Source organism: Psychromonas sp. B3M02 (assembly GCF_003318165.1).
GTDB lineage: Bacteria > Pseudomonadota > Gammaproteobacteria > Enterobacterales > Psychromonadaceae > Psychromonas.
The window spans coordinates 20964-34435 of sequence record NZ_QOCB01000151.1; the positions used below are offsets into that span (position 1 = coordinate 20964).

The 13472-nt window shown below is 40.8% G+C and carries 12 protein-coding genes and 1 pseudogene; 4 read left to right on the forward strand and 9 right to left on the reverse strand.

Annotation, left to right across the window (positions count from 1 at the left end; translation table 11 throughout):
- Window positions 1-176 precede the first annotated feature (176 nt).
- The 4 genes from DS885_RS16745 to DS885_RS16760 all read left to right on the forward strand — a co-directional run bounded on the left by DS885_RS16745 (window position 177) and on the right by DS885_RS16760 (window position 5166).
- Window positions 177-1970 (forward strand): assimilatory sulfite reductase (NADPH) flavoprotein subunit, encoded by a 1794-nt coding sequence (locus DS885_RS16745; protein ID WP_113820539.1) that lies wholly within the window; start codon window positions 177-179, stop codon window positions 1968-1970.
- Window positions 1970-3658 carry an assimilatory sulfite reductase (NADPH) hemoprotein subunit gene (gene cysI / locus DS885_RS16750; RefSeq protein ID WP_113820540.1) on the forward strand — a complete coding sequence of 563 codons (1689 nt, stop codon included), beginning with the start codon at window positions 1970-1972 and terminating at the stop codon, window positions 3656-3658. The genes DS885_RS16745 and cysI overlap by 1 nt, the downstream gene beginning before the upstream one ends.
- Window positions 3651-4415, forward strand: a complete 765-nt coding sequence (locus tag DS885_RS16755; protein WP_113820541.1) for a phosphoadenylyl-sulfate reductase — start codon at window positions 3651-3653, stop codon at window positions 4413-4415. The genes cysI and DS885_RS16755 overlap by 8 nt, the downstream gene beginning before the upstream one ends.
- 124 nt (window positions 4416-4539) lie before the next feature.
- Window positions 4540-5166 carry a tetratricopeptide repeat protein gene (locus DS885_RS16760; RefSeq protein WP_113820542.1) on the forward strand — a complete coding sequence of 209 codons (627 nt, stop codon included), beginning with the start codon at window positions 4540-4542 and terminating at the stop codon, window positions 5164-5166.
- A gap of 1177 nt (window positions 5167-6343) precedes the next feature.
- Here DS885_RS16760 and tuf read toward each other — a convergent pair.
- From tuf to DS885_RS17840, 9 genes and pseudogenes are all read right to left on the reverse strand, one after another.
- Window positions 6344-7528 carry an elongation factor Tu gene (gene tuf / locus DS885_RS16765; RefSeq protein WP_113820543.1) on the reverse strand — a complete coding sequence of 395 codons (1185 nt, stop codon included), beginning with the start codon at window positions 7526-7528 and terminating at the stop codon, window positions 6344-6346.
- 74 nt (window positions 7529-7602) lie between these two features.
- The gene (fusA, locus tag DS885_RS16770; RefSeq protein WP_113820544.1) at window positions 7603-9699 is read right to left on the reverse strand and encodes an elongation factor G; all 2097 of its coding nucleotides are present in this window, start codon (window positions 9697-9699) and stop codon (window positions 7603-7605) included.
- A gap of 77 nt (window positions 9700-9776) precedes the next feature.
- Window positions 9777-10247, reverse strand: coding sequence for a 30S ribosomal protein S7 (gene rpsG, locus DS885_RS16775; protein ID WP_113820545.1), 471 nt, complete (start codon window positions 10245-10247; stop codon window positions 9777-9779).
- A gap of 84 nt (window positions 10248-10331) precedes the next feature.
- A complete protein-coding gene (gene rpsL / locus DS885_RS16780; RefSeq protein WP_025565709.1) occupies window positions 10332-10706 on the reverse strand; it encodes a 30S ribosomal protein S12 in 375 nt (124 codons plus the stop codon).
- Between the two features lie 208 nt (window positions 10707-10914).
- Window positions 10915-11208, reverse strand: coding sequence for a sulfurtransferase complex subunit TusB (gene tusB, locus DS885_RS16785; RefSeq protein WP_113820546.1), 294 nt, complete (start codon window positions 11206-11208; stop codon window positions 10915-10917).
- Window positions 11209-11568 carry a sulfurtransferase complex subunit TusC gene (gene tusC / locus DS885_RS16790; protein WP_113820547.1) on the reverse strand — a complete coding sequence of 120 codons (360 nt, stop codon included), beginning with the start codon at window positions 11566-11568 and terminating at the stop codon, window positions 11209-11211.
- Between the two features lie 10 nt (window positions 11569-11578).
- Window positions 11579-11983, reverse strand: a complete 405-nt coding sequence (gene tusD, locus DS885_RS16795; RefSeq protein WP_181817788.1) for a sulfurtransferase complex subunit TusD — start codon at window positions 11981-11983, stop codon at window positions 11579-11581.
- 9 nt (window positions 11984-11992) lie between these two features.
- Window positions 11993-12379, reverse strand: a complete 387-nt coding sequence (locus tag DS885_RS16800; protein WP_113820548.1) for a RidA family protein — start codon at window positions 12377-12379, stop codon at window positions 11993-11995.
- 982 nt (window positions 12380-13361) lie between these two features.
- Window positions 13362-13472 (reverse strand): annotated as a pseudogene (locus DS885_RS17840) (lactoylglutathione lyase); the annotation flags it as partial.

A 13472-nucleotide genomic window follows, 5' to 3' on the forward strand; every position in this document is an offset into this window, starting at 1 on the left:
TTTAAAAGGATGAAAAAAGCCATATTTAGCACCTTAAAACCTACCTAAATGATAATGATTATTAACCCCACACTTTAAATGCCATTTAGTTATAAAAGAGTAACTTTTATTCTTTCGTAGACTAGATAACCTCGCGTAAACTCCGCATATCTTAATGTAATAGCGGAAATTACTTCATGGCACTTAACAATTTATCGGCTTTAACTTCGCCTTTATCTGAGTCACAACTGGCTCAATTGCAACAAGCAACAGCTGGCTTAGATGCAGTACAAACTGCATGGGTTAGTGGTTACCTAGCAGGCGTAAGCCAAGGCCCAGTAGCTGCAGCAGCTCCTACACAAAGTGCAGGACAAAGCTTAACTATTTTAGTCGGCTCACAAACTGGTAACGCCAAAGGCGTTGCACAAGAGTTAGCAGAACAAGCAGCTGCACGTGGCATCCCAAATCAACTTATCTCAATGGCTGATTACAAAGTTAAAGCGATTAAAGATGAGAGTCATGTGATTGTAGTGGCAAGCACAAACGGTGAAGGTGAAGCACCGGATGATGCTATCGACCTACATGCATTCTTAGCGTCTAAAAAAGCACCAAAACTGGCAGATTTAAAATTTGCAGTATTAGGTTTAGGTGACTCAAGCTACGAATTCTTCTGTCAAACAGGTAAAGACTTCGAAGAGCGTTTAGCTGCATTAGGTGGTGAAATCATCACTCAACGTTTAGATGCCGATGTAGATTATCAAGAAGTAACACAAGCTTGGTTTGATAAAGCATTAGACGCAGTTGAATCAACACTGCAAAAAGAAGGTGTAACAACTGCAGCAGTAGCATCAAGCTCACCAGCGGCTGCAAACAAATACAACAAGCAAAACCCATTTTCTGCAAGCCTGTTAACTAGCCAGAAAATCACTGGTAATGAATCAGCTAAAGATGTGCGTCATATCGAAATCGATTTAGAAGGCTCAGATTTACACTACACAGCCGGTGATGCACTGGGTGTTTGGTTTAAGAACGACCAAGCAATGGTTGATGAACTGATTGCTAAACTAGGCTTAGATGCGGATAAAGAGATCACACTAGGTGAGCAAACTATTACCTTAAAAAATGCATTAATTGAAGAGTTCGAGCTAACGGGTACACACCCAGGCTTTATCGAAGGTTACGCAGCATTAACTGAAAATAAAGAACTACTGGCATTAGCAGAAGACAAAAACGCATGCCGTGACTTTGCTAATACACATCAAATTGTTGATGTAGTAACAGTAGAAGGTAATGACCCAGTAACAGAAGAAAACTTCGTTGCATTATTGCGCCGAAACAGCCCACGTTTATATTCAATTGCATCAAGCCAAACAGAAGTGGAAGAAGAAGTTCACTTAACTGTTGGTGCAGTAGTATTTGATAACGAACTCGGCCAACAACGTGGTGGCAGTGCTTCTACTTTCTTATCTCACCGTTTAGAAGAAGGTGAAGAAGTCAAAGTATTTATCGAAGATAACCACAACTTCCGTCTTCCAGCTAACCCAGACACTCCAGTGATCATGGTTGGCCCAGGTACAGGTATCGCACCATTCCGCGCTTTCATGCAAGAGCGTGAAGCAACGGATGCAACGGGTAAAAACTGGTTATTATTTGGTGACCAAACATTTAACGAAGATTTCCTATACCAAGTTGAATGGCAGAATTACCTGAAATCAGGTCTATTAACTAAATTAGATTTAGCTTTCTCTCGCGACCAAGCAGAAAAAATCTACGTACAAGACCGTTTAAAAGAGAACGCAGCTGAAGTGTTCAAATGGTTACAAGATGGTGCTCATTTTTACGTTTGTGGTGATGCAAATCGCATGGCTAAAGACGTACAAACAACACTTATCGAAATTATCAGCAAGCAAGGCAAATTAAGCCTTGAAGATGCAGAAGAATACTTAACAGAATTACGCCAAGCAAAACGCTACCAAAGGGATGTTTACTAATGAGCCAGAAATTACACGACAACGAACGCATTAAAATTGAAAGTAATTATCTTCGCGGTAACTTAGTAGAAGGTATTAACGATACAACAACAGGTTCATTCCATCCTGATGAAGTGCAACTTGTTAAGTTCCATGGTTTATACCAACAAGATAACCGTGATCGCCGTGCTGAGCGTAAGCAACAAAAACTAGAGCCGCTTTACTCATTTCTATTACGTGCGCGTCTACCTGGTGGTGTTGTAACACCTGAGCAATGGTTAGAGATTGACCGTATTGCTGAAGAGTTAACTGATGCAGGTAGTATCCGTATTACCACGCGTCAAACTTTCCAATACCACGGTATTTTTAAACGTAACTTAAAATCAGTATTCCAAGAATTGAAATTCAAAGCGAACATCGATTCTATCTTTACTGCGGGTGACGTTAACCGTAATACGATTTGTACCTCTAACCCAGAGCAATCTGAGTTACACACAGAAGTATACGAACTGTCTAAAAAGATCAGTGAACACTTCCTACCAAAATCAAACGCTTATGCTGAGATTTGGTTAGATGGTGAAAAAGTATTAGATACAGAAGAAGAGCCGATTTATCACAATATCTTCTTACCACGTAAATTTAAAATTGCAGTGGCATTACCACCTTACAACGATGTGGATATCCATGCCAATGACCTTAACTTCATTGCCATCATTGAAGATAACAAGATCACTGGTTACAACGTAGTAGTAGGTGCTGGTCTAGGTATGACACACGGTGATAAAACGACCTTCCCACGTCTAGGTGATGACTTTGGTTTCATCCCAGTAGACAAGGTGATGGAAGTGGCTGAAGCAGTGGTAACAACTCAGCGTGACCTAGGTGGTCGTGTTAGTCGTTCACATGCTCGCACTAAATACACACTAGAAACACACGGTATTGAAACCTTCAAAAAAGAAGTTGAAAAACGTGCAGGTATTACCTTCGCAGCACCAGGTGCTTACGAATTCACAGAGCGTGGAGATCGTATCGGTTGGGTAAAAGGTATCGATAACAAATGGCACCTAACAGTGTTCATTGAAAACGGCCGTATCCTAGACTTTGATGGTAAGCCATTAAAATCAGGTTTAGTGAAAATTGCTAAAGTACACCAAGGCACTTTCCGCATGACAGCGAACCAAAACCTAGTGATCGCAAGCGTACCGGAAGCAGAAAAAGACAACATTGAAAAATTAGCTCGCGAATGTGGCTTAATCGATGATAACACCAGTGACCAACGTATGGACTCAATGGCATGTGTATCTTTACCAACATGTCCATTAGCGATGGCAGAAGCTGAGCGTTACCTACCAGGCTTAACAGACGATGTTGAAGGTTTATTAGCAAAACATAATATCCCTAAAGATCACATCATTCTACGTATCACAGGCTGTCCAAATGGCTGTGGTCGTGCAATGTTGGCGGAAGTAGGTTTAGTGGGTAAAGCACCAGGTCGTTACAACCTGCATTTAGGCGGTAACAAAATTGGTACTCGTATTCCTAAGATGTACGCAGAAAATATCGACGAAGCAACAATCGTAAGTACATTAGATGAATTAATCGGCCGTTGGGCAAAAGAACGTAATCAAGATGAAGATTTCGGAGACTTTGTCATCCGTGCCGGCATTATTGCTGAAGTAGTTGTAGCAGCTAGGGACTTTTATGCCTAACACGTTAGATCTTGCCCATCTATTAACATTATCTAAAGCCGAGCAGACTGCTGCTCTGGCTGAAGTTAATCAGTTATTAGAAAAACAGACCGCGCAACAACGCGTTCAATGGGCGATCGACAATTTAGAAAGTGAATTTGTTTTATCATCAAGCTTTGGTATTCAAGCGGCCGTCTGTTTACACATGATCACCAGTGTAAAAGTCGACACACCAATCATCTTGACTGATACAGGCTACTTATTTCCTGAAACATATCGATTCATTGATGATTTAACAGAACAGTTAAATTTAAACTTAAAGATTTATAAAGCAGAGCATGGCCCAGCGTGGCAAGAAGCTCGCTTTGGTAAACTTTGGGAACAAGGTGTAGATGGGTTAACCAAATACAACCAGATCAACAAAGTAGAGCCAATGAAACGTGCTTTAAAAGAGCTAAACGCTAAAACCTGGTTCTCAGGCTTACGTCGCTCACAATCTTCAAGCCGTGAAGATTTAGCCGTACTAAGCATTCAAAATAATTGCTTTAAGTTTTTACCGATTATCGATTGGACAAATAAAGAGGTTCATTATTACTTACAAGAGAATAGCCTAAGTTACCACCCGCTATGGGAACAAGGTTACGTATCAGTAGGTGATGTACAAACTTCTCGTCCATTAGAACTAGGTATGACCGAAGAAGAGACTCGCTTTTTTGGTTTAAAACGAGAGTGTGGATTACACGAAGATCCTATCGAAGAACAAGGTAGTGGTATTTAATACTGCCCTGCTTTCTCGACCATAAAAACCTCTACCTTGTTAGAGGTTTTTTTATACTTAAGAAAAACTAAAAGCTGCCGATAAACTATTATTCACTTTAATAATTCACCTGGTATAAAGACTTATGAAAAAAATAGTAGCCAGCTCGTTACTTCTAGTCAGCTTAATCACATCTAACCTGTCGATCGCAGAAGACTATGAAGTGATTCAAGTTTATACACAAGACGAGTTAAATGCTTTAGTGAGAGACAATAAACACTTGCAACGTGTCAAAGCAGATGATTGTCAATTAGTGCAAGATATTGAAGCTCACGCTTTAAAAATTAAAGAACCATCATTTGTATACTTGTGGGGAGATATGCTCGCTTGGGGCATCTGTGTAGACCGTAATGCCAAATTAGGCATGCACTACATACATGAAGCCGCTAATAAGGGCTTATTAGCAGCAATAGAGCAATTAGGCCGTTACTACAATAACGGTACACTAGTCATCCAAGACAAAGACAAAGCAATTCGTTACTTCAGAGAAGCCGCCTTATTAGGCCATCTAAAAGCAAAAATCAGCTATATCAAACTGCTAAACCAAGGTTACGGCAGCCCATACGATTATGAAGAAGCTTACCACGCCTTATACAACACTGTATTTGAAAGTAAAAAAACTAAAGCAGAAGCCAAACTACAACTAGTCAAACTAGAAACTAAAATGCCTGAGTACGCCATCAAAAACGCCAGACGCAGCAATCAGTTTTAAAAAAAACTATCAACGATCGCCTAATTTCATAAAGTGACAGCGATTAGACGAAGTCTAATACCCGGGGCGCTAGGCGAATCGACCGTCAGGTTGGTCTCATGAGCGGGTAAGCTCTGCGTACCCTTTTTTTAGCCTGCCAGTATGCGAGCCATCGCATACGACTATCAACCTCAATGAGCAAAGCGAACTAATAAGCCATTCACAACATCAAAACACTAAAACTCAACAGCAACACACAAAACCAAAACACTGCAGACTGAAGTCAGCGCCCCTTAAAGATTTTTCGTTACTTATGATATTGCTCGTCAATTACCTTACATCAAAGTTCAAAGCCTTCGCTCATCGCATAACATTGCGATAGCTATCGAGCGAAGCTTGATACCCGGGGCGCTGGGCGAATCAACCGTCAGGTTGGTCTCATGAGCGGGTAAGCTCTGCGCACCCTTTTTTCAACCTGCCAGTATGCGAGTTATCGCATACAACGATTAGCATCGCTGAGCAAAGCGAACCGTGAATAACTAAAAAAACACAGTCAAAACACAAAAAACAAATTCAAAAGAAGCAGGCTTAAGCCAGCGCCCCTAAAGATGTGTCGCAACTTTCATTACTTTCAACTCAAAACAAGCAAGCTGAAAAAAGGAATCACAGAGCTCTTCCGCTCATTGCTCTAGCCTGCCGGCTAATTCGCCCAGCGCCCTTTAAAGATGTGTCGTAACCTTAATTGATAACGACAAACGAAAAACACTTTCTCACAGGCATAAAAAAAAGAGCCGAAGCTCTCTTTTTTGAATGTAGTTTAAAAACGATAAAGAGTAGCTTTACTTGAGGTGTAGTACTCGATGATAGTAGAAACAAGCAGCTGCATCTTTACAGGTATGGTGCTACCTTCACAGCTAGTTAAACATGGTACTTAAACTACTTCTAGAACGTAGCACTTTCCTTCATCCATAAAAAAAGAGAGCCGAAGCTCTCTTTTTTGAATGTAGTTTAAAAACTACAAAGAGTAGTTATTACTCGATAATAGTAGAAACAAGCAGCTGTATCTTTACAGGTATAGCGCCACCTTCACCAGTAGTGAGGTGAAAGCTTTGTCTAAAAGCACTTTCCCTAGCCCATAAAAAAAGAGAGCAGAAGCTCTCTTTTTTGAATGTAGTTTAAAAACTATAAAGAGTAATTATTACTCGATGATAGTAGAAACAACACCAGCACCAACAGTACGGCCACCTTCACGGATAGCGAAACGTAGACCTTCGTCCATAGCGATTGGACCAATTAGTTCAACAACGAACTTAAGGTTATCACCAGGCATTACCATTTCTACACCTTCTGGAAGCTCAACAGCACCAGTGATGTCAGTTGTACGGAAGTAGAACTGTGGACGGTAACCTTTGAAGAATGGAGTATGACGACCACCTTCATCTTTGCTTAGTACGTATACTTCAGATTCGAACTTAGTGTGTGGCTTGATAGAACCAGGCTTAGCTAGAACTTGACCACGTTCAACGTCTTCACGCTTAGTACCACGTAGAAGAACACCAACGTTCTCACCAGCACGACCTTCGTCAAGAAGTTTACGGAACATCTCAACACCAGTACATGTAGTAGTAACAGTATCTTTAAGACCAACGATTTCTACAGACTCACCAACTTTGATGATACCGCGCTCAACACGACCTGTAACAACAGTACCACGACCAGCGATTGAGAATACATCTTCAATAGGAAGGATGAATGGCTTATCGATGTCACGCTCTGGCTCAGGGATGTAAGAATCTAGTGCGTCAGCAAGTTCAACGATCTTGTCTTCCCACTCAGCTTCACCTTCAAGTGCTTTAAGAGCAGAACCAAGGATAACTGGTAGGTCATCACCTGGGAAGTCGTATTCAGAAAGAAGTTCACGAACTTCCATTTCTACTAATTCTAGTAGCTCTTCATCATCAACCATGTCACATTTGTTTAAGAAAACAACTAAGTGTGGAACACCAACTTGACGAGAAAGTAGGATGTGCTCACGAGTTTGTGGCATAGGACCGTCTGTAGCAGCAACAACTAAGATACCACCATCCATTTGAGCAGCACCAGTGATCATGTTTTTAACATAATCGGCATGTCCAGGACAGTCTACGTGTGCGTAGTGACGAGTGTCTGTATCGTATTCGATGTGAGAAGTATTGATTGTAATACCGCGCTCACGCTCTTCTGGAGCGTTATCGATTGAAGAGAAATCTTTAGTGTCGCCACCAAATTTCTTCGTTAATACAGCAGAGATTGCAGCTGTTAAAGTAGTTTTACCATGGTCAACGTGGCCGATTGTACCTACGTTTACATGTGGTTTATTACGTTCAAATTTTTCTTTAGACACAGTGTGTACCTTCTTTATCAGTAAATACCTCTCCACATGCCATCACATGGAAAGGCGTTAGTTTAATTTATTTTTTATTTCGCTTCAATAATTGCGTTAGCAATTTTTTTAGGCGCATCGGCATATTCTAAAAATTCCATCGAATAAGATGCACGACCCTGCGTTGCTGAGCGAACTGCGGTAGCATAACCGAACATTTCAGACAGCGGTACTTTAGCATGAACGATCTTAACACCACCAGGGCCATCGTCCATTCCTTCAATAATACCTCGACGACCATTAAGATCCCCGACTACAGTGCCCATCCATTCTTCTGGAGTAGTTACTTCCACTTTCATCAGAGGCTCAAGGATAGTGGCATCAGCTTTTAATGCTCCATCTCTGAAACCCATCATGGCAGCAATTTTAAAGGCCATTTCGCTAGAGTCAACCTCATGGTAAGAACCATTTAATAAAGTTACTCGAACGTCAAGCATTGGGAAACCAGCAAGTACACCTTGGTTCATTTGTTCTTCACAGCCTTTGCTCACTGCTGGAATGTATTCTTTAGGGATTACATTGTCAGCCATTTCGTTCACAAATTCAAAGCCAGCACCATTTTCAAGTGGTTCTAATTTTAATTGGACGTGGCCATAGTGGCTCGGTCCTTCGCCTTGACGAATAAATTTACCTTCGATCTCAACCGATTTACGGATGGTTTCACGGTAAGCTACTTGTGGATTACCCACGTTACAGTTCACGGAGAACTCGCGACGCATACGGTCAACAATGATATCAAGGTGAAGTTCACCCATACCAGAGATCAGTATTTGTCCAGACTCTTCATTCGTTTCAACACGGAATGAAGGATCCTCAGCAGAAAGTTTTTCTAGTGCTAGCGTTAATTTATCTTGGTCAGCCTTGGTTTTAGGCTCAACCGCAATTTGAATTACCGGTTCAGGGAAATCCATACGCTCAAGTATAATATTCTGTCCAGCAACACAAAGCGTGTCTCCCGTAGTGACGTCTTTAAGGCCAACCGCAGCGGCGATATCACCAGCGCGAACCTCTTTGACTTCCTTACGTTCGTTAGCGTGCATCTGTACGATACGCCCTAAACGCTCTTTCTTGCCTTTAATAGGATTATAAACTTGATCACCAGACTTAACTACGCCTGAGTACACACGCATAAACGTTAACGTGCCCACGAATGGGTCCGTTGCAATTTTAAATGCGAGTGCGGCAAATGGTGCATCATCAGAAGCAGGACATTCAATCTCTTTATCATTGTGGGCATTGATAGCTTTAATCGCGTCAACTTCCACTGGAGAAGGTAAATAATCGATAACTGCATCAAGTACTGCTTGAACACCTTTATTTTTAAAGGCGCTACCACAAGTCGCTAATACAATTTCATTATTTAACGTACGAATACGTAAACCTGCTTTGATTTCTTCTTCTGAAAGCTCACCTTCTTCAAGGTATTTTTCCATCAGTTCATCATTTGCTTCTGCAGCTGTATCTACTAGCTCTTCGTGCAAAGCTTGCGCGTGCTCTAGTAGATCAGCAGGGATATCATTATATTCAAATGTCATCCCTTGATCTGCATCGTTCCAATTAATTGCTTTCATTTTAATGAGGTCAATAACCCCTTCGAACTCTTCTTCCGCACCGATATTCAAATGAATAGGTACACAAGTAGACCCAAGGCGATTACGAATTTGCTCAAGCACAGCCTCAAAGTCAGCCCCAGTTCTGTCCATCTTGTTAACAAATACAACACGTGGAACGTGGTACTTGTTCGCTTGACGCCAAACGGTCTCTGATTGTGGTTCTACACCTGATGTGCCACAGAAAACAACTACTGCACCATCTAACACACGTAAAGAACGTTCAACTTCAATGGTGAAGTCAACATGTCCGGGTGTATCGATGATATTAATGCGGTGCTGTTCGTACTGGTTTTGCATGCCCTGCCAGAAAGTAGTAGTGGCAGCAGATGTGATAGTGATACCACGCTCCTGCTCTTGCTCCATCCAGTCCATTGTTGCTGCGCCGTCGTGAACTTCACCAATACGGTGAGATACGCCAGTGTAGAACAATACACGCTCTGTAGTAGTAGTTTTACCTGCATCGACATGAGCTACAATACCGATATTACGGTAACGCTCAATAGGAGTTGTACGTGACAATGCAATGTCCTTTTTAAATAAAGCTTTGTGCAAATAGAAACGAAAAAGCACAGGCCAAAGCCTGTGCTAAATACTTTCTACCAACGGTAGTGAGCAAACGCTTTGTTTGCATCAGCCATACGGTGAACGTCTTCACGTTTCTTAACCGCAGAACCTTTGTTATCTGCTGCATCTACTAGCTCACCAGCTAGACGTAATGCCATTGATTTTTCACCACGCTTACGAGAAGCTTCAACTAACCAACGCATTGCAAGAGCATTACGACGAGAAGGACGAACTTCTACAGGAACTTGGTAAGTTGAACCACCAACGCGACGAGATTTAACCTCTACGCTTGGGCGGATGTTTTCTAGAGCTACTTCAAAAAGTTCCATTGGATCTTTGCTGCTTTTTTCAGCTGCAGTTTCCAATGCACCGTAAACGATTTTTTCTGAAATAGATTTTTTTCCGTCAACCATTACTACGTTAACGAATTTTGTTAGGATTTCTGATCCAAACTTAGGATCTGGTAGTACTTTACGAGTAGCTACGACGCGTCTTCTTGGCATCTTATTATCTCCGTGCGCTTCAGGATTTTACCCAAAACATATTAAAATTAAATAGTGTTTGTTTGGCCTTACTTACGGAAAGTATTAAGATTTAGGCTTTTTAGCACCGTATTTAGAACGACCGTTACGACGTGCTGCAACACCTGAAGTATCAAGTGCACCACGAATTGTATGGTAACGAACACCCGGTAAATCTTTTACACGACCGCCGCGGATCAAGATTACACTATGCTCTTGCAAGTTATGGCCTTCACCACCGATGTACGAAGTTACTTCGAAACCGTTAGTTAGACGTACACGAGCAACTTTACGCATTGCCGAGTTAGGTTTTTTTGGTGTAGTAGTATATACACGAGTACATACACCACGTTTTTGTGGACACGCTTCTAGCGCAGGAACGTTAGTTTTTTGAACTTTGTCCTTACGCGGTTTGCGTACCAATTGTGAAATTGTTGCCATTGTTAAATAGCTCCTAAGTGTGTGTGAAAAATCAAACCCTATAAATTAGGGTCGCAAGAGTTTACGCTGAATAGAATGGCGAGTCAATAATTAGGCAATTGTGTTTTTGCTCACACAATAAAAAAATAGGACGATCACAGAAAAGTTAATCAAGGCTTGCTAATAAAGCATTAATAAATCAACAAGATAAATAAGGTTTTAAAGAGGTTTAAGTCCAGTTTAATTGGCTTTTACATTGTACAGTTAACGCAACAAATTCACTGTAATCGATCACTTTCCCTAATTTCACTTCAATAGCACGTGCATCAACATCAGCCGCTAACACAAACAGACGTTTATTTTCATGTAGTTGCAGTAACTTATCATGTAACTCTGAATTTGCAGCACTGGCAATCACCGCATCGCTCAGTAACAACACAATATCTGTATCTCCCAACTGCTTAATACAGTCAGATAATGCATAAGAACTAAAAGGTGAACGGTTAACAGTATGTAATATCATTTAAAAACTCATTAATTGATCTTGTTCAGCGAGGCGCTGCTTAATCTCTTCAGTACTTAGCAACTCAGTTTTAATAACTAATTGTTCTACTGAAATATTACGTTGCTGCAGCGAAGTGGCACAAACATAAACCTGTTCAACATCGTAGAGGTCAAACATCTTCAACATAGGTTGAAAATCCTTTTGTAAAATAACATCCGCTTGATGCTTTTTTAATAACTGATAAACACCATCACCTATAAAAAAAACACTAAGTGATTCATTATATGCCGATAACGCTAAGGTTAAATCCAATGCTTCACGCGCATCACTACGACCATGTGGTGCTTGACGATTAACAATACCAACCTTCTTTTCCATACAACTCCCCTTAAAACTGTATCAGTCGATCACAACTAGCCGATAATTCTGCCAACTGCCCTAACCCACTTAACACAAAAGGTGCTTTAAGGTTGTACTGCTGTAAATCTAACTGCTTTGCTTCTGTCTCATTAACAATACCCCGACGTAAAGACGCAGATACACAAACCTCTAAAGGAAAGTTATGTTGAGTCGCTAAAGCAGTCCAGCGATCAGGTAAATTCACCTCATCGCTGGCAGGTTTAATTAAATGACTTGCGGTTAACACACCATCAAGATAGAAAAACACTCCTGATATGTGATGACCAGTCGCCAATGCCGCTTCGCAAAATTGCAATGCCGTCGCCGCACTTTGATCGCTTGCCGGGTTACCCGTGACAAGCAAAGAAAATTTAATTACCTGTGAGTCTGACATAGTTAGCCTTTAAGCAGTGTAAGCAACAGCTTCAACTTCAACTAATACATCTTTTGGTAAACGTGCAACTTCAACACATGAACGAGCAGGCGCTAATTCAGCAAAGTATTTAGCGTAAACTTCATTAAATGCAACAAAGTCATTCATATCTTTAATGAAACAAGTTGTTTTGATCACAGTGCTTGCAGAAGCACCAGCTTCTTCTAATACTGCCATCAAGTTTTTCATTACTTGCTCAGCTTGCTCAGCAACACCACCTGCAACCACTTCCATAGAAACTGGATCTAATGGGATTTGACCAGAAGTGAATACTAAGTTACCTAATTGATTAGCTTGTGAATAAGGACCAATTGCCGCAGGCGCTTTTTCAGTGTTAATAATTGTTTTAGTTGTCATAAGATACTTCCTTTGTGAATGAAATTTCGTGCCCGTATATTGAAGTAGAAGCACAATAAAAACAAGACTAAAAACAATTTGAAAAGGTTTATAAAAAAGTAGTGACAGCGATTAAACGAAGCTTTATATCAGGGGTGCATGGTGAATTAACCGACAGGTTAGCCTCATGAGCGGGTAAGCTCTGCGCCCCCTTTTTTTTAGCCTGCAGATCTTTTTGCGTTTGTATTTCAACTCTTTTTATATAGCTTCTTTTACAAAGTAACAAACCAAAACCAACACACAAAAAACAAAACACTGCAGACTAAAGTCAGCGCCCCGAAAAGATGTGTCGCAAATTACGACGTGATTCGTCAACGGCATTAATAACAAAGCCAGAAAGTGTTTCGTATGATCCACAAACAAACGTAAAAAGCAGCGGCAGCTATCAAGCAAAGCTTGATATTGGGGGCGAAGGGCGAATTAACCGTCAGGTTAGTCTATGAGCGGGTAAGCTCTGCGTACCCTTTTTTCAGCCTTCCAATATGCGAGTCATCGCATATGATTATTCGCAACATTGAGCAAAGCGAACCAACAAGTAATTCACAACACAAAACATTAAAGTCAAAAGAAGCAGGCTGAAAAAAGGAATCGCAGAGCTCTTCCGCTCATTGCTCTAGCCTGCAGACTAAAGTCAGCGCCCCAAGGTCAAAACCAACACACAAAAACACTGCAGGCTAAAGCCAGCGCCCCTAAAGATGTTTCGTAAACTACATTGCATCAAAATCAACACATAAAAACACCACATGCTAAAAAGTAAAACACTACATCTATTTTGTTATTTTATACCAATTGTATTAAATAACTGATCTAAATTTTGCGCCGGAAAAATGGCTTAGTTTGAGGCGTAAGTTGATGTAAATGGTTGTTCCCTATACGAAACTTACAACGAAAAAATAAGTTGTTTTAATAAGTAAAATAGATCAGTTACTTACTATGATTGGTATTAACCTTCGCCTAAACCTTTACCTGCATCTTTTTTGTTAATTAATTCAATCATGTAACCATCAGGATCTTTAACAAAAGCGATCACCGTTGACCCGCCTTTTACAGGACC

What these genes read in the sequence shown, in the direction of transcription:
- DS885_RS16745 (WP_113820539.1), top strand. Translation starts at nt 177, where the DNA reads ATGGCACTTAACAATTTATCGGCTTTAACTTCGCCTTTATCTGAGTCA.
- cysI (WP_113820540.1), top strand. Translation starts at nt 1,970, where the DNA reads ATGAGCCAGAAATTACACGACAACGAACGCATTAAAATTGAAAGTAAT.
- DS885_RS16755 (WP_113820541.1), top strand. Translation starts at nt 3,651, where the DNA reads ATGCCTAACACGTTAGATCTTGCCCATCTATTAACATTATCTAAAGCC.
- DS885_RS16760 (WP_113820542.1), top strand. Translation starts at nt 4,540, where the DNA reads ATGAAAAAAATAGTAGCCAGCTCGTTACTTCTAGTCAGCTTAATCACA.
- rpsG (WP_113820545.1), bottom strand. Translation starts at nt 10,247, where the DNA reads ATGCCAAGAAGACGCGTCGTAGCTACTCGTAAAGTACTACCAGATCCT.
- rpsL (WP_025565709.1), bottom strand. Translation starts at nt 10,706, where the DNA reads ATGGCAACAATTTCACAATTGGTACGCAAACCGCGTAAGGACAAAGTT.
- tusB (WP_113820546.1), bottom strand. Translation starts at nt 11,208, where the DNA reads ATGATATTACATACTGTTAACCGTTCACCTTTTAGTTCTTATGCATTA.
- tusC (WP_113820547.1), bottom strand. Translation starts at nt 11,568, where the DNA reads ATGGAAAAGAAGGTTGGTATTGTTAATCGTCAAGCACCACATGGTCGT.
- tusD (WP_181817788.1), bottom strand. Translation starts at nt 11,983, where the DNA reads ATGTCAGACTCACAGGTAATTAAATTTTCTTTGCTTGTCACGGGTAAC.
- DS885_RS16800 (WP_113820548.1), bottom strand. Translation starts at nt 12,379, where the DNA reads ATGACAACTAAAACAATTATTAACACTGAAAAAGCGCCTGCGGCAATT.